The 21,256-nt window shown below is 68.1% G+C and carries 19 protein-coding genes; 9 read left to right on the top strand and 10 right to left on the bottom strand.

Annotation, left to right across the window (positions count from 1 at the left end):
• Entirely contained in the window at window positions 1–372 is a 372-nt protein-coding gene (gene rpsF, locus HQQ85_RS08585) for a 30S ribosomal protein S6 (RefSeq protein ID WP_216851677.1), read from the bottom strand.
• Between the two features lie 179 nt (window positions 373–551).
• On the opposite strand from rpsF, the gene HQQ85_RS08580 reads away from it, so the two are divergent.
• Window positions 552–2,453 carry a glycosyltransferase gene (locus HQQ85_RS08580; protein ID WP_173182110.1) on the top strand — a complete coding sequence of 634 codons (1,902 nt, stop codon included), beginning with the start codon at window positions 552–554 and terminating at the stop codon, window positions 2,451–2,453.
• 98 nt (window positions 2,454–2,551) lie between these two features.
• Window positions 2,552–3,631: an inositol-3-phosphate synthase gene (locus HQQ85_RS08575; RefSeq protein WP_173182109.1), complete on the top strand. Its 1,080-nt coding sequence runs from the start codon at window positions 2,552–2,554 to the stop codon at window positions 3,629–3,631.
• Window positions 3,632–3,652: 21 nt separating this feature from the next.
• On the opposite strand, the gene HQQ85_RS08570 is transcribed toward HQQ85_RS08575, so the two are convergent.
• Complete coding sequence (locus HQQ85_RS08570) at window positions 3,653–5,119, bottom strand: CCA tRNA nucleotidyltransferase (RefSeq protein WP_173182108.1); 1,467 nt, start codon at window positions 5,117–5,119, stop codon at window positions 3,653–3,655.
• Window positions 5,120–5,234: 115 nt separating this feature from the next.
• On the opposite strand from HQQ85_RS08570, the gene HQQ85_RS08565 reads away from it, so the two are divergent.
• The 6 genes from HQQ85_RS08565 (at window position 5,235) to HQQ85_RS08540 (ending at window position 12,975) form a co-directional block, all read left to right on the top strand.
• Window positions 5,235–7,412 carry a DUF6049 family protein gene (locus HQQ85_RS08565; RefSeq protein WP_173182107.1) on the top strand — a complete coding sequence of 726 codons (2,178 nt, stop codon included), beginning with the start codon at window positions 5,235–5,237 and terminating at the stop codon, window positions 7,410–7,412.
• A complete protein-coding gene (murJ, locus tag HQQ85_RS08560) occupies window positions 7,409–9,034 on the top strand; it encodes a murein biosynthesis integral membrane protein MurJ (RefSeq protein WP_371741819.1) in 1,626 nt (541 codons plus the stop codon). Before HQQ85_RS08565 ends, murJ begins: the two co-directional genes overlap by 4 nt.
• A 170-nt stretch (window positions 9,035–9,204) precedes the next feature.
• On the top strand, window positions 9,205–10,167 hold the full coding sequence (gene trxB, locus HQQ85_RS08555) for a thioredoxin-disulfide reductase (protein WP_173182106.1): 963 nt from the start codon (window positions 9,205–9,207) through the stop codon (window positions 10,165–10,167).
• Window positions 10,168–10,236: 69 nt separating this feature from the next.
• The gene (trxA, locus tag HQQ85_RS08550; protein WP_173182105.1) at window positions 10,237–10,560 is read left to right on the top strand and encodes a thioredoxin; all 324 of its coding nucleotides are present in this window, start codon (window positions 10,237–10,239) and stop codon (window positions 10,558–10,560) included.
• A 122-nt stretch (window positions 10,561–10,682) separates the two neighbouring features.
• Window positions 10,683–12,002 (top strand): PLP-dependent aminotransferase family protein, encoded by a 1,320-nt coding sequence (locus HQQ85_RS08545; RefSeq protein WP_173182104.1) that lies wholly within the window; start codon window positions 10,683–10,685, stop codon window positions 12,000–12,002.
• Window positions 12,003–12,006: 4 nt separating this feature from the next.
• Window positions 12,007–12,975 carry a D-alanine--D-alanine ligase gene (locus HQQ85_RS08540; protein WP_173182103.1) on the top strand — a complete coding sequence of 323 codons (969 nt, stop codon included), beginning with the start codon at window positions 12,007–12,009 and terminating at the stop codon, window positions 12,973–12,975.
• A gap of 277 nt (window positions 12,976–13,252) precedes the next feature.
• On the opposite strand, the gene HQQ85_RS08535 is transcribed toward HQQ85_RS08540, so the two are convergent.
• The 8 genes from HQQ85_RS08535 to rpmH form a co-directional block, all read right to left on the bottom strand.
• On the bottom strand, window positions 13,253–14,245 hold the full coding sequence (locus HQQ85_RS08535; protein ID WP_173182102.1) for a ParB/RepB/Spo0J family partition protein: 993 nt from the start codon (window positions 14,243–14,245) through the stop codon (window positions 13,253–13,255).
• Window positions 14,235–15,149 (bottom strand): ParA family protein, encoded by a 915-nt coding sequence (locus HQQ85_RS08530; protein ID WP_173182101.1) that lies wholly within the window; start codon window positions 15,147–15,149, stop codon window positions 14,235–14,237. The genes HQQ85_RS08535 and HQQ85_RS08530 overlap by 11 nt, the downstream gene beginning before the upstream one ends.
• Window positions 15,150–16,148: 999 nt before the next feature.
• Window positions 16,149–16,733, bottom strand: a complete 585-nt coding sequence (rsmG, locus tag HQQ85_RS08525) for a 16S rRNA (guanine(527)-N(7))-methyltransferase RsmG (protein ID WP_371741884.1) — start codon at window positions 16,731–16,733, stop codon at window positions 16,149–16,151.
• A gap of 144 nt (window positions 16,734–16,877) precedes the next feature.
• A complete protein-coding gene (locus HQQ85_RS08520; RefSeq protein ID WP_173182876.1) occupies window positions 16,878–17,420 on the bottom strand; it encodes a R3H domain-containing nucleic acid-binding protein in 543 nt (180 codons plus the stop codon).
• A gap of 251 nt (window positions 17,421–17,671) precedes the next feature.
• Window positions 17,672–18,634, bottom strand: a complete 963-nt coding sequence (gene yidC / locus HQQ85_RS08515) for a membrane protein insertase YidC (RefSeq protein WP_173182875.1) — start codon at window positions 18,632–18,634, stop codon at window positions 17,672–17,674.
• A gap of 15 nt (window positions 18,635–18,649) precedes the next feature.
• Entirely contained in the window at window positions 18,650–18,961 is a 312-nt protein-coding gene (gene yidD / locus HQQ85_RS08510; protein WP_173182099.1) for a membrane protein insertion efficiency factor YidD, read from the bottom strand.
• Complete coding sequence (gene rnpA / locus HQQ85_RS08505; RefSeq protein ID WP_173182098.1) at window positions 18,958–19,302, bottom strand: ribonuclease P protein component; 345 nt, start codon at window positions 19,300–19,302, stop codon at window positions 18,958–18,960. Before rnpA ends, yidD begins: the two co-directional genes overlap by 4 nt.
• 14 nt (window positions 19,303–19,316) lie before the next feature.
• Complete coding sequence (rpmH, locus tag HQQ85_RS08500; RefSeq protein ID WP_055810406.1) at window positions 19,317–19,454, bottom strand: 50S ribosomal protein L34; 138 nt, start codon at window positions 19,452–19,454, stop codon at window positions 19,317–19,319.
• A gap of 227 nt (window positions 19,455–19,681) precedes the next feature.
• On the opposite strand from rpmH, the gene dnaA reads away from it, so the two are divergent.
• Window positions 19,682–21,238: a chromosomal replication initiator protein DnaA gene (dnaA, locus tag HQQ85_RS08495; protein ID WP_173182097.1), complete on the top strand. Its 1,557-nt coding sequence runs from the start codon at window positions 19,682–19,684 to the stop codon at window positions 21,236–21,238.
• Window positions 21,239–21,256: the final 18 nt, after the last annotated feature.

Genomic DNA, 21,256 nt, shown 5'->3' with positions numbered 1-21,256 from the left:
CTACTCGCCGGCCTCGGCCTTGACAGCGGGCTTCGCGGGAGCGGCAGCCTTGCGGGCGGCCTTCTCTGCAGCCAGCTTCGACGCGGCGGCGACCTGGGCCATGCCCTCTTCGGCCCGCAGCACCTTGGTGCGCATGACGGCCTCGGACAGCTTCAGCTGACGGTCGAGCTCCTTGGTCGCGTCGGCCGACGCGGTCAGGTTGACGACGGCGTAGATGCCTTCGGACTTCTTGTTGATCTCGTAGGCCAGGCGACGGCGGCCCCAGATGTCGACCTTGTCCACGGTGCCACCATCCGTGCGGATGACGTTGAGGAACTTGTCGAGGCTCGGTGCCACGGTGCGCTCGTCGATCTCGGGATCGAGGATGACCATGAGTTCGTACTGATGCGTCACAAACCCACCTCCTTCGGACTAGAACGGCCACAGAATCTCTGTGACAGGAGGGTTATGCATCTGTCTCGCACCCGCGTGGAGAGTTCCACTGGGCGCAGGACAACTTCCACACCCTACCAGAAGCACCCATCCGAGCGCTCCTGTGTCAGGGTCGGACGGTGGAAGAAAAGCGCCGCATCGCCCTGGTCTCGCTGCACACCTCCCCGCTCGACGCCCCGGGCACGGGCGACGCGGGCGGCATGAACGTGGTGGTCGTCGGTCTCGCCGACGCCCTCACCGCGGCCGGCCACGAGGTCGAGCTGCTGACCCGGGCCCGCTCGGCCGCCGAGACCGAGGGCAGAACGGCCGGGGGCACCCTCGTGCGCTTCCTCGAGGCGGGGCCCCGCGCATCCGTCGCCAAGGGCGAGCTGCCGGCGCATCTCGGCGAGTTCGGCCGACGGATGCGCGAGCTCGAGCCCTTCGACCTCGTGCACTCCCACTACTGGCTCTCGGGCGCCGCCGCCCTGCCGGTCGCGCAGGAATGGGGCGTGCCGCACGTGCAGAGCCTGCACACGGTCGCCGCGCTGAAGAACGCCCACCTGGCGCCGGGTGACAGCCCCGAACCGGCGTCGCGCGTCGCAGCAGAGCGGATGCTCGTGCACGCCTCCGAGCTCACCCTCGCCCTGAGCGCCGCCGAGCGCGCGGCCGTGCTCGACGCCTACGCTCCGCCCGGCGAGCGGGTGCGCCTGCTCGCGCCCGGTGCGGACACCTCCCTCTTCCACCCCGGGACGGCGGCCCCCGCCGCCCGCCCCGCCCTGCTCGTGCTGGCGCGAATCCAGCCGCTGAAGGGCGTCGATCTGGCGGTCGAGGCGCTCGCGCTGCTCCCCGCACCGCGCCCGCGCCTGGTGATCGCGGGCGGAACGAGCCCAGGCCATGACGACTACGCGGCGACGCTGCGGCGACGGGTGCACGAGCTGGGGCTCGACGACGACGTGACCTTCCTGCCGGCGCAGACGAGGTTCGAGGCGGCCGAGCTGCTGCGCGAGGCGACCTTGCTGCTCGTCCCCTCGTTCTCGGAGACCTTCGGGCTGGTCGCGCTGGAAGCCGCGGCGAGCGGTACGCCGGTCGTCACCACGGGCGCCGGGGGACTGGCCGAGTCGGTGGTCGACGGGGTCAGCGGCGTGCACGTCGGCAGTCGCCGGCCCGAGGACTGGGCGTCGGCGCTGGGCCGTCTTCTGTCAGACGACGTGCGGCTCGGGAGGCTCGGGGCGACAGCGCTGCAGCACGGCCGGGCACGGGACTGGGAGGCCGCCGCCACGGAGCTCCTGGGCGAGGTCGATTCGCTCGAGCCCGACCCGACCGCCGTGTTCGGCGAGCGGCCGCTCTTCCTGCACGCCCACCCCGACGACGAGTCGATCTCCACCGGCGGCACACTCGCCGCCCTCGTGGCGGCCGGCCGCCACCCCGTGCTGCTCACCGGCACCCGCGGCGAGCGCGGGGAGGTCGTTCCGGGCGAGTTGCACCACCTCGAGGGCACGCCGGAGCTGGCCCCGCACCGCGAGCAGGAGCTGGCGCGGGCGCTGGACGAGCTCGGGGGAGTGCCGCAGGCCTTCCTCGGCGCGTATTCCGATTCGGGCATGGAGTGGGGGGACGACGGCTTCGCCCGGGCCGCCGACGACGCTCCGGCTGCGGCGCTGAGCCTGGCCCCCCTCGAGACGGTCGTCGACGCCGTGATCGCCGGTGCCGAGAGGCTGGCCGGGGGCGCGCCGACGAGCGTCGTCAGCTACGACGGGCTGGGCGGGTACGGGCATCCGGATCATGTGCGCATGCACGACGCCGCCCGCGAGGTCGCGCGGCACTACGGTGTGTCGTTCTTCGCGATCGTCGAGCCGCGGGTCGACGGCTCGGTGGTCGCCGACGTCGCCGTCCCCCTGAAGGGCGAGTCCCTCCGCCGGAAGGTCGCCGCGATGGCCGCCCACGCGACGCAGCTCACCGTCGCCGGGGATCCGCCGCGCTTCACCCTCAGCGGCGGCCAGACCCACGACGTCGGCGACGTGGAGCGGTACCGGTTCGCCGGCTGAAGGGCGGCCCGGTGCGCTGCGGGGCCCCGCGCATCCGTCACCCAGCTGATCAGGCATAGGATCGTGGAGTTTTGACACAACGGAAAAGGGCTGACGGAATGAGCATCAAGGTCGCGATCGCGGGCGTCGGTAACTGCGCGAACTCTCTGATCCAGGGGGTGACGTACTACAAGGACGCCGACGAGACCGAGTCGGTGCCCGGCCTGATGCACGTGCGCTTCGGTCAGTACCATGTGGGTGACATCGAGTTCGTGGCGGCATTCGACGTCGACGCGGCCAAGGTGGGGGCCGATCTGGCCGACGCCATCTGGGCGAGCGAGAACAACACGCTCAAGTTCGCCGACGTCGCGCCCACCGGTGTGACCGTGCAGCGCGGGCCGACCCTCGACGGGCTCGGCGAGTACTACGTCGAGATGATCGACGAGTCGGAGGCCACGCCCGTCGACGTCGTGGCCGCCCTGCGGGAGTCGGGCGCCGACGTGCTCGTCTGCTACCTGCCCGTGGGCTCGGAGGAGGCCGCGAAGTTCTACGCGCAGGCCGCGCTCGACGCCGGGGTGGGCTTCGTGAACGCCATTCCCGTGTTCATCGCCTCCGACCCCGAGTGGGCCGCGAAGTTCGTCGAGGCGGGGCTGCCGATCGTCGGCGACGACATCAAGAGCCAGGTCGGCGCGACCATCACGCACCGCGTGCTGGCCCGCCTGCTGGAGAGCCGCGGCATCCAGCTCGACCACACGTACCAGCTGAACGTCGGCGGCAACATGGACTTCAAGAACATGCTCGAGCGCCGCCGCCTCAACTCGAAGAAGATCTCGAAGACGCAGTCGGTCACCTCGAACATCGACATCGATCTGCCCGCCGGCGACGTGCACATCGGCCCGAGCGACCATGTGCCGTGGCTCGACGACCGCAAGTTCGCCTTCGTGCGCCTCGAGGGCCACGGCTTCGGCGGCGCCCCGATGAGCCTGGAGTACAAGCTCGAGGTGTGGGACTCGCCCAACTCGGCCGGCGTCATCATCGACGCCGTGCGCGCCGCGAAGGTGGCGCTCGACGCCGGCCTCGGCGGCCCGGTGGAGCCCGCCGCCGCCTACTTCATGAAGTCGCCGCCGGTGCAGATGCCCGACGACGTGGCGCGCACCGAGCTCGAGGCGTTCATCGCGAAGAACACGCCGGCTTCTTAGCGGGAACTGACTGAGCGCAGCTCAGTCAGCACTGGCGTCGCGGGATTGCGATGCAATCCCCTTAGCTCCAGCGTGCCACCACGTCTGCAGCCGCCGGGTGGCCTCCTCCTCGCCGAGGGGGCCCTCGTCGAGCCGCAGCTCGAGCAGGAACGCCCGAGCCTCGCCGACCTCGCGCCCCGGCTTCAGGTTCAGGATGCGCATGATCTGCTCCCCGTCGAGATCCGGTCGCACCGAGTCGATCTCCTCCTGCGCGGCGAGCGTCGCGATGCGGTCCTCGAGGTCGTCGTAGGCGAAGGCCAGCTGATCGGCCTTTCGGCGGTTGCGCGTGGTCACGTCGGCGCGGGTCAGGATGTGCAGGCGCTCGAGCTGGTCGCCCGCATCCCGCACGTAGCGTCGCACGGCGGAGTCGGTCCACGCCCCGTCGGTGTAGCCGAAGAAGCGCAGGTGCAGCTCGATCAGGCGTGACACCGCGGCGATGGTGTCGTTGTCGAAACGCAGCGCCCGCAGCCGCTTGCGTGCCAGCTTCGCCCCGACCACGTCGTGGTGGTGGAACGACACCTGCCCGCCCCGCTCGTTGCGCTTGGTCGCCGGCTTGCCGATGTCGTGCAGCAGCGCCGCGAGGCGCACGACGAGGTCGGGGGAGGAGAGCTTGCCGCGCGACTTCTCGAGGTCGATGGCCTGCTCGAGCACGGTGAGGCTGTGCTGGTAGACGTCCTTGTGGTGATGGTGCTCGTCGCTCTCGAGCTGGAGAGCCGGCACCTCGGGCAGCACGATCTCGGCGAGGCCGCTCTCGACCAGCAGCTCGACGCCACGCCGGGGCGCATCCGTCTTCAGCAGCTTCGAGAGCTCGTCGTTCACCCGCTCGACCGAGACGATGCCGATGGAGTCCTTCATCTCGGTGATCGCGACGGCGGTGTCGACCGCGACGGTGAAGCCGAGCTGCGCGGTGAAGCGGATGGCCCGGAGCATGCGCAGAGGATCGTCGCCGAACGAGACCTCGGGAGCACCCGGGGTGCGGAGCACGCCCGCGATCAGGTCCTCCATGCCGCCCGAGGGGTCGATCAGTGTCAGTGACGGCAGCCGCAGCGCCATCGCGTTCACCGTGAAGTCGCGCCGCAGCAGGTCGCCCTCGAGCGAGTCGCCGAACTCGACCGCGGGCTTCCGGGTCGTGTGGTCGTACTCGTCGGAGCGGTAGGTCGTGATCTCGACGCTCTCGCCGTCGATCCGGGCGGCGATGGTGCCGAAGGCGCGACCGACGTCCCACTGCGCCTGGGAGATGGGGGTCACGATCGCCAGGATCTCGTCGGGACGCGCATCCGTCGTGAAGTCGAGGTCGGTGATCGGCCGGCCGAGGAACGCGTCGCGCACCGGCCCGCCGACTAGGGCGAGCTCGTGCCCGGCGGCGCTGAAGGCGGCGGCGAGCTTCGCCACGGGGCCCTCGCCCGCGAGCGTCGCGAGGAATTCCAGGGACTGCTGAACGGACTGCACCGAGCCATTTTAGCCGCGCGCCCCGCCCGGGCCCGGCGGTTCCCCGATCTCCCAGGCCGATCCTCCTAGAATCGGTCTACGGATGCGGGTGCCCCTGGTGCGCCCGCCACGGCCTATGACATCACCTGCGCGTCGACTGATTCGAGTTGCGCCCGCGATCGCAGCCAGCGCGCTGATCGCCGGTGCCGTGTTCGCGACCCCGTTCGGTGCGGCCGCGACGACACCGCCGCCGACCCCCTCCACCAGCGTCCCGGCGCCGGCGCCCACCACGGCGACCGACGACTCCTCGACGCCGGTGGCGCTCTTCCTGGCCGCGGCCGGCACCGGCGTCGTCGCCCCGGGCGCCGATCTCACGGTGACGGTCGAGGTGACCGGCTCCTCCTCGGGCGGCACGATCTCGCTCGCCCTCGACGACAGCGCCCTGCGCAGCTCCTCGTCGCTCACCAGCTGGCTCGACGGCGGCGAGGGAGGCTCGCTCGTCACGGTAGCCACCGCCCCCGCCCCGACCGGCGGCGGAACCGTGTCCATCACCGTGCCGGCGGTCCAGCTGCCCGCCGGGCTCGGGGGAGCGCACGGGCTGCAGGCGACTCTCGACGGCGCCGGTGCGACCCCGGTCACGGCGCGCGGCACAGTCGTCGTCGACGACGGCATCTCCTCCCGGGCCGACGTCACGGTGATCGCCCCGATCACCTCGGTCGCCAGTGCCACGGGCCTCATCCAGCCTGCCGCACTCGAGGCCTTCACGAACGACACCGGCGTGCTCACCCGTGAGCTCGACTCCGTCATCGGCCGGCCGGTCACGATCGCCGTCGACCCGCGCATCATCGTGTCGATCAGAGCCCTCGGCTCCACCGCCCCCGAGTCGGCCGTCGCCTGGCTGCAGCGGCTCGAGTCGGCGTCGAACCCCGTCATCCCGCTGAGCTACGGCGACTCCGACCTCTCGGGCGAGCGCCAGGCCGGCGCGAGCTCGGCCCTGCAGCCAACCTCCTTCGACTACGCGCTCGACCCGGCCGACTTCACCGACGTCGAGCCGCTGATCGAGCCGACGGCCACGCCGGCCTCCCCCACCCCCACCGCCTCTCCCACTCCGGCCGCCCCCTCGGTGCCGACGCTCGAGCAGCTCACCGACTGGGACTACGCCTCGACGACCATCGCCTGGCCGCGCGCCGGCTCGGTGACCGCGGCCGACCTGCCCTTCTTCGCCGCATCCGGCTACTCGGCCAGCATCATCGACTCGCAGCAGCTCACGCCCGCCTCGGGCGACGCGGGCGAAGCCCTGCAGGCGGTGGCGACCACGGGGTCGCAGACGGTCTTCGCCGCCGACCACGCCGTCTCGCAGGCGGTTCAGGATGCGGTGGCCGCCTCGACCGACACCTCACGCGGCCAGGCGGTCGGCGAGCTCAGCGCAGCACTGGCCCTCGCCGCCGAGACCGGCGGCGGCACCCCGGAGAATCCCACCCCCGTGCTCGCGGTGCTCGACCGGGCCGCGATGAACCTGAACAGCATCGACCAGGTCGTCTCGACCGTCCAGGCGCTGCCGTGGAGCGCCCCGGGGTCGCTCTCGGAGCTGCTGCAGATCGCACCCACCCAGACGGTGTCACTGGTCGACGCCCCGCAGCCCGACGAGCGGGTCACCCGGATCGCCAACCTGCTGCTCGGCGGGCAGCAGATCGACTCCTACTCCTCGGTGCTGTCGAACCCGCAGCTGCTCTCGGGCCGGCACCGCGCCGATCTGCTCACCCTCCTGTCGAACGCCTGGGTCGCCAACGAGGGCGGCTGGAGCGTGGCGACCGATGCGTTCAACGAGGAGACCGCCACGACGCTCACGAGCGTTCAGATCGTCGAGGGCTCGGACATCAACCTGCTGTCGAGCTCGGCGCCGCTGCCCCTCACCATCAGCAACGAGCTTCCCTACCCCGTCTCGGTGATCGTGCACGTCACCGCGTCGAACGGCCGGCTGCTGATCGACCAGAACGACGTCGGCGTGGTGGTGGAGGCGAACTCGCGGAAGAGCGCGCAGATCCCCGTGACGGCGGTGGCGAACGGCTCGGTGGTGCTGAGCTTCCAGCTCACGAGCGCGAGCGGGGTGCTGATCGCGAACCCGTCGCCGGTGGCGGTGAACGTGAGCGCCGACTGGGAGACGTGGGGGACCGTGATCTTCGTCGTGGCGCTGGTGCTGCTGTTCGGGGGCGGGTTGGCGCGGAACATCCTGCGGCGGCGCAAGGAGCGGCGTGCTGCGCCCGACGCGGCTGTTGCGCCTCCTGCGCCTCCTGCGCCTGAGGTGACCTCGTGAGCCCGACCAGCATCGGTCGCGCCAGCGCCTTCCTCGCGTCGGGCACGATCGTCTCCCGCATCATGGGCTTCGTCCGGGCGATCATCCTGGCTCAGACCATCGGCGTGGTCGGCAGTGCGAGCGGTGACGCCTTCGCGATCGCCAATCAGCTGCCCAACAACATCTACGCGATCATCGCGGGCGGCACGCTCTCGGCCGTGCTCGTGCCGCAGATCGTGCGCGCGATGCTGCACCAGGACGGCGGCCGCGGCTACATCAACAAGCTGCTGACCATCTCGATGGTGATCCTCGGCGGAACCACGCTCGTCGCGACACTGCTCGCACCCGTGCTCGTGACGATCTCGGCGCCGGGCTTCACCGGCGAGCAGCGTGCCCTCGCCATCGCCTTCGCGTACTGGTGCCTGCCTCAGATCTTCTTCTACGGCCTCTACACGGTGCTCGGTGAGGTGCTCAACGCCAAGGGCGTCTTCGGGCCGTTCACCTGGGCGCCGGTCGTGAACAACATCGTGTCGATCCTGGGTCTGGTCGCCTTCATGGTGCTCTTCGGCGTCGACCCCGAGGGGGAGCGGCTGGTCACCGACTGGGGGCCCGACAAGATCTCGCTGCTCGCCGGCTCGACGACGGCTGCCGTCGCGGCCCAGGCACTGGTGCTGTTCCTGTTCTGGCGGCGGGCGGGCATCCGGTACCGACCCGACTTCGCCTGGCGCGGCGTGGGCCTCGGTGCCGCCGGCAAGCTCGCGGGCTGGACCTTCGGCATGCTCCTGGTGAGTCAGGCGGCCGGGCTCGTGGAGACCGCGGTCGCGTCGACCGCCTCGGGCGGAGACAACGCGTCGGTGTTCGCCCTGCAGAACGCCTGGCTGATCTTCATGCTGCCGCACTCCCTCATCACCGTCTCGCTGGTGACCGCCTACTTCACGAAGATGAGCGGCCACGCGAACCGCGGTGAGACCGCCGACCTCCGGCGCGACGTCTCCTCGGCCCTTCGGATCACCCTGCTCTTCATGGTGCTCGGGACGATCGTGCTGATCGTCGCGGCATATCCCTTTGCGAGCATATTCACCGAGACCTACCCGCAAGCCGTCGCGATGGGTGACGTGCTGATCGGATTCCTCGTCGGACTGGTGCCGTTCAGCGTGCTGTTCGTGCTGCAGCGGGTGTTCTACTCGCTCAGCGACACGAAGACGCCGTTCTTCCTGCAGGTGCTGCAGGCGTCGATCTTCGTCGTGCTCGTGCTCTCGTGCCTGCTGCTCCCGGATGACCTCGTGGCAGTCGGCATCGCGGTGTCGCTCTCGCTCGCGACGGGCGTGCAGGTCGTCGCCGCCGCCGTGATCATCCGTCGGCGTCTCGGGGGAACCGGGGGAGGGCGGATCGTCCGCAGCTTCGTCCGCTTCCTCGTGGCGGCGATCCCGGCTGCAGCAGCCGGCGTGCTCGTCTACCTCGGCATCCAGTCGCTCTTCGGCATCGAGTTCCTCACCTCGGGCTACCTCACGCCGCTCGTCTCGATGGCGGTCATCGGTCTGGTCATGCTGGGGGTCTACCTGGGCGCATTGGCCCTCGTGCGATCGCCCGAGCTGGCGGATGCCCTGGGCCCCGTCCGGGCTCGGCTGAACCGCTCGCGCTGACCCTTCCGCGCCCTCTCCTGTTCCGGCCCACGGTCGCTCGCGTCAGCCCTCCTGGGAGCCCGCTCAGCGCCCCGCGGCCGCGGAATACCGCGCGGATAGGATGTGTTGTACCGGTCAGCGCCGCACGCCACCGGTGTGCCACGCGACCATCCTCCGAGGAGACAGACCACATGCGCGAGATCATCATCATCGGCTCCGGCCCCGCCGGATTCACGGCTGCGATCTACGCCGCCCGAGCGGGCCTCAAGCCCCTCCTCCTCGCCTCGAGCGTCGAGGCCGGCGGCGAGCTGATGAACACCACCGAGGTCGAGAACTTCCCCGGCTTCCCCGAGGGCATCCAGGGCCCCGAGCTCATGCTGAAGCTGCAGGAGCAGGCCGAGAAGTTCGGCACCGAGGTCGTGCTCGACGACGTCACCGCCGTGCACCTCACCGGCGACGTGAAGTCGGTCGAGACCGGCTACAGCGGCACCTTCGAGGCGCGCTCGCTCATCTTCGCGACCGGATCCGCGTACCGCAAGCTCGGCCTCCACGACGAGGAGCGGCTCTCCGGCCGCGGCGTCTCGTGGTGCGCCACCTGCGACGGCTTCTTCTTCAAGACCAAGACCATCGCGGTCGTCGGTGGCGGCGACTCGGCGATGGAGGAGGCCACCTTCCTCACCCGCTTCGCCGAGAAGGTCTACGTGGTGCACCGCAAGGACAGCCTGCGCGCCTCGAAGATCATGCAGGAGCGCGCCTTCACGAACGACAAGATCGAGTTCGTCTGGAACTCCGAGGTCATCGGAATCTCGGGCGAGAACGCGGTCGACGGCCTGCAGCTGCGCAACACGGTCGACGGCTCCACGTCGGAGCTGCCGGTGCAGGGGCTGTTCGTCGCGATCGGCAACGACCCGCGCGTGCACCTCGTCCACGGTCAGCTCGACCTGACCGCCGAGGGCACCATCGCCGTCGAGGGCCGCTCCTCGCAGACGAACCTGCCCGGCGTCTTCGCCGCCGGTGACGTCATCGACCCGCACTACCGCCAGGCGGTCACCGCTGCGGCGTCCGGAACGGTCGCGGCGCTCGACGCCGAGGCGTTCCTCGCCGCGCTCGACCAGGCCGAGGCCGAGGCGAGCGATCTCGTCACCGCTTCCTAGCATCCGACCCGTGCCTGCCGCCCTCGCGGCCGGCACCCCTCATTTCCGAACCTCACGAAAGAAGGAACCATGTCCAACGCCAAGGCCGTCTCCGACGCCAGCTTCGAGGCCGACGTCATCAACTCCGAGAAGACGATCCTCGTCGACTTCTGGGCCGAGTGGTGCGGCCCCTGTCGCGCCGTCGCCCCGATCCTCGACCAGATCGCCGCGGAGCACGGCGACAAGATCGAGATCGTCAAGCTGAACGTCGACGACAACCCGCAGACCGCCATGAAGTACCAGATCACCTCGATCCCGGCGCTCAAGGTCTACAAGGGCGGCGAGGTCGTGAAGACGATCATCGGCGCCAAGCCGAAGGCGGCCCTCGAGGCCGACCTCGCCGCGTTCATCTGATCGCGTCCCCCCTACTGGGGCGGCTGTAACCAGTTCGTCCCGAGTGGCCCGCCGCGAATACGCGGCGGGCCACTTTTGCATGTCATACGATTGAGATTCGGTCAACGTCGGGATGGACGTCAGTGAAAAGCCAGAACTCCTCACAGCCATCGGGTAACAACCTCGATCCCTGGTACTCCAACTACGCCGCGCGCACCGCCGGCCTCGCCGCCTCCGAGGTGCGAGCCCTGTTCGCCGTGGCCTCCCGGCCCGAGGTGGTGTCGCTCGCCGGAGGCATGCCTGCCGTCTCGGCCCTCCCGCAGGAGCTCATCATCGAATCGATGAACCGGGTCATGCGTGACCAGGGCTCCGTGGCGCTGCAGTACGGCTCAGGTCAGGGCGTGCCGAAGCTGCGGGAGCAGATCTTGGACGTCATGGCCATGGAGGGCATCAAGGCGAGCGCCGACGACGTCGTGGTCACCACCGGGTCGCAGCACGCGCTCGAGCTGGTGTCGAAGCTCTTCCTCGACCCCGGAGACGTGGTGCTCGCCGAAGGGCCGAGCTACGTCACCGCCGTGGTGATCTTCAAGTCGTTCCAGGCGCAGACGCACCACGTCGCCATGGACGAGCACGGCATGATCCCCGAGTCCCTCCGCGAGAACATCGCCCGGCTGCGCGCCGAGGGCAAGACCATCAAGTTCCTCTACACGATCCCGTCCTTCCAGAACCCGGCGGGAGTCACGCTGAGCTGGGAACGGCGACTGGAGATCCTCCAGATCGCGAAGGAGAACAGCATCCTCGTCCTGGAGGACAACCCCTACGGCCTGCTGCACTTCGACACGCCGCCGCCGCCCGCACTCCGCTCGATCGAGCAGGAGGGCGTGATCTACCTCGGCACCTTCTCGAAGACGCTGGCGCCCGGATTCCGCGTGGGCTGGGCGCTCGCACCGCACGCGATCCGCGAGAAGCTGATCCTCGCCAACGAGGCGGCCGTGCTGTCGCCGAGCTCGTTCAGCCAGCTGATCGTGTCGGAGTACCTCGACAACATCGACTGGCGCGCCCAGGTCGACCGCTTCCGCGGCGTCTACAAGGAACGCAAAGAGGCCATGATCGGGGCTTTGAACGACTACCTCCCGAGCCTCTCCTGGACCGATCCGAAGGGTGGCTTCTACGTCTGGCTGACGCTGCCGCCCTACCTCGACTCGAAGCAGATGCTTCCCCGGGCCGTGAAGGAACTCGTCGCCTACACGCCGGGCACCGCGTTCTACGCGGACGGGAACGGCCACAGCAACATCCGCCTCTCGTTCTGCTACCCCACGCCCGAGGCGATCCGCACGGGCATCCGTCGTCTGCAGACCGTCATCAGCGGCGAGACCGACCTGGTCGAGACCTTCTCCAAGACCGGCCCGCTCGGCACCGTCCGCGATCGCAACTTCTCAGCACCGCCCCCGAACCTGAATTGAGCTCATGAGCGAAGCAACCCCCCTCACCGTCGTCGTGCTGGCCGGCGGCATCTCCCACGAGCGCGACGTCTCGCTGCGCTCGGGCCGGCGCGTTGCCGACAGCCTCGCGGAGCGCGGACACACGGTCATCCTGCGCGACCCTGACGCGAGCCTGCTGCAGTTCCTCGACGAGACCCGTCCCGACGTCGTGTGGCCCGCCCTGCACGGTGCCAGCGGCGAGGACGGCGCACTGCGTGCACTGCTCGACGCGCTCGACATCCCTTACGTCGGATCGAGCTCCGACCCCTCGCGTCTGGCCTGGAACAAGCCGACCGCGAAGGTCCTCGTCTCGCGCGCCGGACTGCAGACCCCTCGTTCGATCACCCTCCCGCGCGACACGTTCCGCGAACTCGGAGCCACCGAGGTGCTCGCCCGGGTCTCCGCCTCGCTCGGCACCGACCTCGTGGTCAAGCCCGCCCAGGGCGGCTCGGCCCTCGGCGTCGGCATCATCGACTCGGCCGACGACCTGCCGCGGGCTGTGGTGGATGCCTACACCTACGGCGAGGTCGCTCTGATCGAGCAGCGGGTGCGTGGCGTGGAGGTCTCGGTGGGCATCCTCGACCTGGGGGAGGGGCCGTTCGCTCTCCCCGGCGTCGAGATCGAGCCACGCTTGGGCGTCTACAGCTTCGAGGCCCGCTACAACGCGGGGGAGACGCGCTTCTTCGTGCCGGCCCGTCTCGACGACGAAACCTCGCGCCTCGCGGGCGAGACGGCGCTGAGCATCCACGAGACGATCGGGCTGCGCCACATCTCACGCATCGACCTGATCATCGACGACGCGGGGGTGCCGTGGTTCCTCGAGGCGAACGTGCTGCCGGGGCTCACCGAGACGTCGATGGTGCCGCAGGGCATCCTGGCGACGGGGCGGTCACTCGGCGAGGTCTACAGCAGGCTCAGCGAGGTCGCGATCGCGGAGGCGACTGCAGGGCGCTGACGGATGTTTCACGTGAAACGCTCGTCGCCTTCGGGCGGCGGGCGTTTTTCGTTTAGGCCTACGATCGCGTCCATCTCGGCCGCGAATGGCAGCGCCTGCAGCCACCTCGCGGGCTCAATGCACCCCGGTGCGCACCACTTCTCTGGCGACGGCACCTTCATAGACTGACGAAACCCCAGCTGTGCAGCTCAGCTCAGCCGAGGAACCAAGCTCCTCCTTGGGCTACCCCTCACACCCGGGGGGTGTGCCGCGGGGGGGGTGTGCCCCGCGGCGTAGGTCAGACGAAGTGCGGACCTTTCGGCTTCACCGTGCCGAAACCCTCTTCACCCAGCTCGGAGAGGATGCGGTTCAGATCTTGGATCGTAGCGAAGTCGATCACGATCTGCCCCTTCGATCGCCCCAGACTCACGCGAACACGCGTGTTCAAACGGTCGCCCAGCCGCTCACCGATCTCATCGAGATGTCCACGCTTCTGCCCGGCGGTCGTCTTCGCGCGCGACTGCTTCGGCGCAGAGGACGCCAGCGCCTCCGCCGCCCGCACCGAAAGATCCTCGTTCACGATCTTGTCGGCGAGCTTGTTCATCGCCTCGACATCACCCACGGCGAGAACCGCTCGCGCATGCCCTGCGCTGAGCACTCCCGAGGCCACGCGGTTCTGCACCGCGGCAGGAAGACGCAACAGCCGCAACGTATTGGTGATCTGCGGACGCGACCGGCCGATGCGCTCCGCCAGCTGATCCTGCGTGATGCCGAAGTCCTCGATCATCTGCTGGTAGGCCGAGGCCTCTTCCAATGGATTGAGCTGCGAGCGGTGCAGGTTCTCGAGCAGCGCATCCCGCAGCATGTCCTCATCGGCGGTGTTCTTGACCACCGCGGGGATCGCATCGAGACCAGCTTCCTTCGTCGCCCGCAGACGCCGCTCGCCCATGACGAGCTCGTAGAGCTGCTCTCCGTCACCCTCCCGGGGCAGCTCGCGAACCACGATCGGCTGGAGCACGCCGATCTCCTTGATGGAGTGCACCAGTTCCGCGAGATCAACCGGGTCGAAAACGTTGCGAGGCTGCTTGGGGTTCGGGACGATGGACGCCGGATCGAGCTGCGCCAGACGCGCGCCCGGAACGGCGACGAGCTGCGGAGCATCCGACGCCTCATCGCGCCGGGGAGCGTCGAAGAACACGTCGACCGGCCGCGAACCCTCGACTCTGGGCTCGTCGGTTGGGATCAAGGCGCCGATGCCGCGTCCGAGGCCGGTTCTCTTCTTAGTTGCCACGGTTCGGGGCTCCTCTTTCTGCGATTTCTGCGGCTGCCTCGAGGTACGAGATGGAGCCGGGCGATCCCCGATCGAAGCCGATGACGGTCTGACCGTAGCTCGGCGCCTCGGAGATGCGGACGGAGCGCGGGATGACCGCCGCGAGCGTCTGCTCGGGGAAGTGGGTGCGGACGTCTTCGGCCACCTGGAAGGCGAGGCGAGTGCGTCCGTCGTACATGGTGAGGAGGATAGTCGACACCGCGAGCGTGGGGTTGAGGTGACGCTCGATGAGGCTGATGTTGTTGAGCAGCTGACTCAGGCCCTCGAGTGCGTAGTACTCGCACTGGATGGGGATGAGAACCTCGCGCGCAGCGACGAAGGCGTTGATCGTGAGGAGACCCAGCGACGGCGGGCAGTCGATGAGGACGTAGTGGAACATCTCGCCGGCCTCGGACGTCTCGGCGAGGAACCGGTCGAGCGCGCCTCTGAGCCGCTGCTCGCGCGCGACCATCGGGACCAGCTCGATCTCGGCCCCCGCGAGGTGGATCGTCGCGGGAAGGCAGAAGAGGTTCGGCGATTCTGGGCTCTGCTGGATGATCTCGGACATCGAGCCATCGCGGATGAGGACGTCGTACACGCTCGGCTGGTCACCCCGGTGATCGACGCCCAGGGCGGTAGACGCGTTCCCTTGGGGATCGAGATCGACCACGAGAACCCGCGCGCCTTCGCTGGCCAGAGCTGCCGCGAGGTTCACCGTGGTTGTGGTCTTGCCGACGCCGCCCTTCTGGTTCGCGACCGTCAGGATGCGCGTCTGGGACGGGAGCGGGAACTCGCGCACGGCTAGCGCCCGCTTTCGCTGCGACAGGTTCGCGAGTTCTCGAGCCAGTGGAGTCGACGCATCGAAGGCGGTGGGGTCACTGGTCATGCAAACAAATCCTGTCGGTATGTTTCACGTGAAACATGGGCGAGCGAGAAGCCCGAACGGACGACTTCGATCGTACCGAACATCACTGACAGTGGAGACCAGGCGGGACCACCGGTGGCGTTTGACTACCTGTCTTCGACCCGGGCTTGTGCCGGCATCGAGACCGCGCTGGTTCAGTCCACGAACGTGTGACCGCCTCTGCCGGGCGGTTGCGGGGAGGGTCGTAGAAGTTGGGACCGAGTTGTCAGCTGATCCCGCTGACGTCCGCGACCTCGAGAATGCGGTCGAGTGGGGGGTTCGTCCGATCGAGCAGACCACCGATCGGAACGGGTGTTGGCTGTTGGTGCTAATTCCGCCCATACCGGCCGCTGGACGCGGTGGGGTCGGAAAACGGACACTGCAGAAGATCAGGTGATGGTCTGAATCCACGCAGCCACGAATAGCGCAGAGGCGAAATTCGCCATTGACTGGACCCTCACTCATCCGACGTCTGTAGCAAGCGCGACTACCCCGCAATGTTTCACGTGAAACACTCGTCGTGGCCGACGTGCGCTCGCGCTGGCTGATTAGCAGCATCTCCAGCTATGGCCCCCGTCCGCCCTGGGCCCGCCAATCAGCTCGCCACAGCGGCACCCCGGGCCCGATGGGCGGCGTGTTCTGATGAACGCGGCCGTACTCCTAGGTAGGAGCAGCTGAGTCGCGGCAAAAGGTCGCGAATCGTCTCGAGTCGCGGGAAAGTGCTGCACTTCGGCGCGACTCAGCAGCCCTGCGAAGCGGGAGACGCTTTGCGCGGCAATCGAGACGCAATCAGCAGCTTGGTCCCCGACGAATCCGCGTAGTTCAGTTCGGACGAGGGGCGCAGTCACCGCGACTTGAAGCCGCGAGGACCTGTCAACACCACGCCGCAAGATCATCTGAAGATACGTGCCCACCTGACCAAACCCACCTGCCGACCGCAGATGAGAGTCTGATCGCCGCTGGGATGGGGGGCGGGCTGCGTCAGGGGACGCGGGCGCGGATGACGCGGGTGGTCTCCACACCGACGTCGGCACCGAGCTCCACGACCTCGACATCCGAAAGCTTGTACTTGCGGATCGCCTTTTCGGCTGCGGCGATCTCGGCAGCAGCCGAGGCGCCCTTCATGAGGACGAGTTCGCCGCCCGAGCGGACCAGGGGAGCGGCCATGGGGATCAGCTTGCTGAAGGCGCTGACTGCGCGGGCGGTGAGCTGGTCGAGTTGGCCCTTCGGGTACTCCTGTGCCCGCTCGCGCACGACGGTCACGTTCAAGAGGGCGAGGTTCTGCTTCTGCTCGTTCAGCCAGGCGATGCGGCGCTCCATGGGCTCGATCAGCACGAAGTCCACGTCGGGACGGGCGATTGCGAGGACGATACCCGGGAGGCCGGCGCCGCTTCCGATGTCGCCCACGACGCCAGGGCGGAGGAGGGGAGCGATCACACCGCAGTTGATGATGTGGCGGCTCCACAGGCGGGGGAGTTCCTGCGGGCCGATGAGGCCGAGTTCCTCGCCGCGGGCGACGAGATCGGCGGCGTAGGCGCGAGCGAGCTCGACGCGGTCGCCGAACACGAGGGATGCAGCAGCCGGTTCAGGCTCCGGTTGCGCGAAGGGCGCCGAGGAGTCGTCGAGGTCGGGCTCACCCGCCGACGAGGCAGAGGGCGATGCGGATGAACCCACTGGCTCAACCACGCGATCCACGTTTCACGTGAAACATCAGCCCCGAGAGACGACCGTGTGCCGGTCGCGGCCTTCGCCCTCGGACTCCGAGGTGAGACCACGCGCAGCCACGATGTCATGGACGAGCTTGCGCTCGTAGGACGACATGGGCTCGAGGTGCGCGGCGTCGGAGCCCGCGTCCAGCTGGGCAACGGCGTCGTCGACGAGCTTCTCGAGCTCGCGCTGACGCTGCTCGCGGCTGCCACCGACGTCGAGGATCAGTCGCGAGAACTCGCCCGTCTTGGTCTGGACGGCGAGGCGGGTGAGCTCCTGCAGCGCGGCAACGGTGTCAGGCCGGGACAGGATGCGGAGGTTGCTGTCGCCCGAGGCGTTCACGGAGATGTAGGCGCGGCCGTCGGTGACCTCGATGTCGATGTCGCCGTCGAGGTCGCAGATGTCGAGGAGCTCCTCGATGTAGTCGGCTGCCACGTCGCCTTCGTCGTCCAGGGACGACGCCGAGGGTACGGGGGCACCGGCCGGGGAAGTCGTGTCCGACTGCTCAGCCGAGTCGTGACCGGTGGGAGCGGGCGCCGAGGGCATGGCAGCGAACGCTGCCGCAGCGGCGGGGGAGGGGGCCGTCGGGGCGGCCACAGTGGACGCCGCACCAGCCTCGGCAGGCGCGTCATCCGACGGAATCGAGGAATCCGACGTGCGGGAGCCAACAGCCGATGTGCTCGAAGCGGTCGAATCGGCCGAAGCAGTCGGATGCGCCATGACAGCCGAATCGGCTGCGGCATCCTCGGCGAGCGGCGCGGCCGGCGCGGCCGCGGTCGTGGTCTCGGTCACATCGCTCATTTCTTGTCACCCTGCTTCTTGGCCCGGTTCTTGTTGACGGGCTGCTGTCGTTGCGTGGTCTTGGGGGCCTCGGGGATGGTCTCGATCGCCGGAGCGCCCTTGGTGGGCTCCAGCTTGCCCTTCTTGGCCAGACGGGCCTCACGGGCCTTGGCGGCCTCCGAGCCAGGCGTCGGCATGTTGCGGATCACCAGGAACTGCTGACCCATGGTCCAGAAGTTCGAGGTGAGCCAGTAGAACATGACGCCGAGGGGGAAGGCGACACCCGAGAAGACGAACACCAGCGGGAGGATGTAGAGCAGGATGCGCTGCTGGCGGTACATCGGGCTGGCCTTGGCCTCGGGGGACTGGTTCTTCGCCATGATCTGCAGCTGCGTGTAGAACTGCGAGGCGGTCATCAGCACGACCATCAGGCCGGCGATCAGCATGACCTGCCACGGGCCGCCGGCGTTGAACGAGCCGATGAAGGTGTCGTGCAGGGGAGCGACCCCGAACAGGGTGGCGTCACCGAACTGCTTGCCGAGCCCCGCGTCGAGCGGGCCGACGCCCGCCTGGCCCTTCTGGGCGTTGTTCAGCACCGAGAACAGGCTGAAGAAGATGGGCATCTGGAGCAGCAGCGGCAGACAGGATGCGAGCGGGTTGGTGCCCGTCTTGCGGTAGAGCTCCATGGTCTCGCGCGACATCGCCTCCCGCGAGAACTGATCCTTCTTGCCGCGGTACTTGTCCTGGATCTTCTTCAGCTGCGGCGCGACCTCGAGCATCTTGCGCTGACTCTTGATCTGGCGCACGAAGATGGGGATGAGGGCGGCTCGCACGACCAGCACCAGGCCGACGATCGACAGCACCCAGGTCAGGCCGGCTGCGGGGTCGAGGCCGAAGAACGTCCAGACGTAGTGCCATGCGACCAGGATCAGCTCCACGACCCATTTGATGGGCCAGAGGATCGTATCGATGAACGGGATTTCCATGGGGTGGGGTCAGCCCTTTCCGTGGCTAGCTGGTATGACGAAACCGAACGACGTGAGCCGGTATCTCTGCCGGCGCACGGGCGGCACGTCGTCGACGCCGCCCTTCGCCCAGGGGTGACAGCGAGCGATGCGGTAGACGCCCATCGCCGAACCGACGATGACACCCCGCTGCTGGATGGCCTGGAGAGTGTAGGAGGAGCACGAGGGGTAGTAGCGGCAGACGTCTCCGTACAGCGGAGAGATCACCGCGCGGTAGCCGCGGAGCAGCAGCACCGCCAGATTGCGGGGGAGCAGTACGATCGCCGTCACCACTGACATCATGCGAGTACTGATCCTTTGGTGAGAGAACGCGACAGTTCTTCGAAGAGTACGCCGTAAGGCTGTGACGCAGCTTCGGGCAGAGCGCGCACCACCACGTCGGTGCCGGGTGCCAGAGACGGGAGCAACGCGTAGCTCGCCGCCTTCAGACGGCGACGGACGCGGTTGCGAACCACGGCCACGCCGACGGATTTCGCCACGATGAACCCGAAACGCGCATCCGACGACGAATCATCGGATGCGCGAATGTAGGTGACGGTGCTGGGACCGACGTACTTCTTGCCGCGACGCACGGTGCCGCGATAGTCGGCGCCCTGCGTGATGCGGTTGGGTTTGGCCAGCACCGCGGATCAGAGGCCTACGCGGAGAGTTCGGTGCGACCCTTGCGGCGACGAGCCGAGAGGATCGAGCGACCGGCACGGGTGCGCATGCGCAGACGGAAGCCGTGCACCTTGGCGCGGCGACGGTTGTTCGGCTGGAAGGTTCGCTTGCTCATTTTGATCTCCGGTGGGGCAGGCCTTCAGGGTGAACGCCCGGCTTAAGTAAGAGGTGTGGCTAGAAACCACACAAGTCAACTGATTAAACCTATGGCCTGAAGAGCCCGGGGTCAAACCCAGGCGGCCAAAGGATCAATTATCCACATGCTGTGGACAAAATCTGTGCATGACACGCAGCCCGTCAATACAGCGAACTTGCCCTGCGTCATGGCAGTCATTAGCTTAGATGCCTACAGTTACTAACAGCCGTCCCGGGGGCAGGGCTGACGGCGGGTCGAACGGAACGGTTCGGCGAAGACGAGCGCGTTCGACAGGAGTTCCATTGGCAGACGGTGCCGCTTCGACGGAGGACAACTGGCGAACGGTCCTCCAGGTGCTGTCGTCGGATGAACGGATCACCCCGCAGCTGAAGGGCTTCCTCGGGCTGGTGGTTCCGAAGGGCATCCTGGGCGGTTCCTTCTATCTCGAGGTGCCGAACGACTTCACCCGCGACATGCTCGAGCAGCGGGTGCGCCCCTCTCTCCTCTCGGCGCTCGGCACCCTCGACGACTCCCTCGCCGTCTCGAACTTCTCGGTGGTCGTGAATCCCGACATCGACGACTACGACAGCAGCACCGACAGCAGCGCCCCGGCCGTGGCGCCCGCAGCTCACGACGAGCTCACGAAGCCGGTCGTCACCTCGAGCTACGCCGAGTCGATCCCGCACGCGCAGGAGACCGTCGGCCCGGCCCGCAACAACGACACGCGACTCAACCCCAAGTACAGCTTCGACAACTTCGTCATCGGCGGCTCGAACCGCTTCGCCCATGCGGCGGCGGTGGCCGTGGCCGAGGCGCCGGCCAAGGCCTACAACCCCCTCTTCATCTACGGTGACTCCGGGCTCGGCAAGACGCACCTCCTGCACGCGATCGGCCACTACGCCATCTCCCTCTATCCCGGGGTGCGGGTGCGGTACGTCAGCTCCGAGGAGTTCACGAACGACTTCATCAACTCGATCGCCAACAACCGCGGTGCCGCGTTCCACAGCCGCTACCGCGACATCGATCTGCTGCTGATCGACGACATCCAGTTCCTGCAGGGCAAGGCCGAGACGCAGGAGGCCTTCTTCCACACCTTCAACACCCTGCACGACCACAACAAGCAGGTGGTCATCACCTCCGACCTGCCGCCGAAGCACCTCACCGGCTTCGAAGACCGGATGCGCACCCGCTTCGAGTGGGGCCTGATCACCGACGTGCAGACCCCCGACCTCGAGACCCGCATCGCGATCCTCCGCAAGAAGGCGCAGAGCGAGCGCCTCCGGGTGCCCGACGACATCCTCGAGTTCATGGCGTCGAAGGTGTCCAGCAACGTGCGCGAGTTGGAGGGCACGCTCATCCGCGTCACGGCCTTCGCCAGTCTCAACCGCACGCCGGTCGACATGCAGCTGGTGCAGACCGTGCTGAAAGACCTGATCACGCTCGACGACGACAACGTCATCGCGCCCGTCGACATCATCAATCACACCGCCGAGTACTTCAAACTCTCGGTCGACGACCTCTACGGCTCGAGCCGCTCGCAGGCCATCGCCACGGCCCGCCAGATCGCCATGTACCTCTGCCGCGAGATGACCAGCCTGTCGCTGCCGAAAATCGGCCAGCTCTTCGGCGGTCGCGACCACACCACGGTGATGTACGCCAACAACAAGATCGGCAAGCTGATGACCGAGAAGCGGTCTATCTACAACCAGGTCACCGAGATCTCGAACCGCATCAAGCACAACCAGCGCTACAAGAGCGCCTGAGAGCCGACTGACCGGGTT

Origin of the sequence: Herbiconiux sp. VKM Ac-2851, from assembly GCF_013205105.1 — a bacterium.
Lineage (GTDB): Bacteria > Actinomycetota > Actinomycetes > Actinomycetales > Microbacteriaceae > Herbiconiux > Herbiconiux flava.
This window is presented reverse-complemented; position numbering and strand designations above follow the sequence as displayed.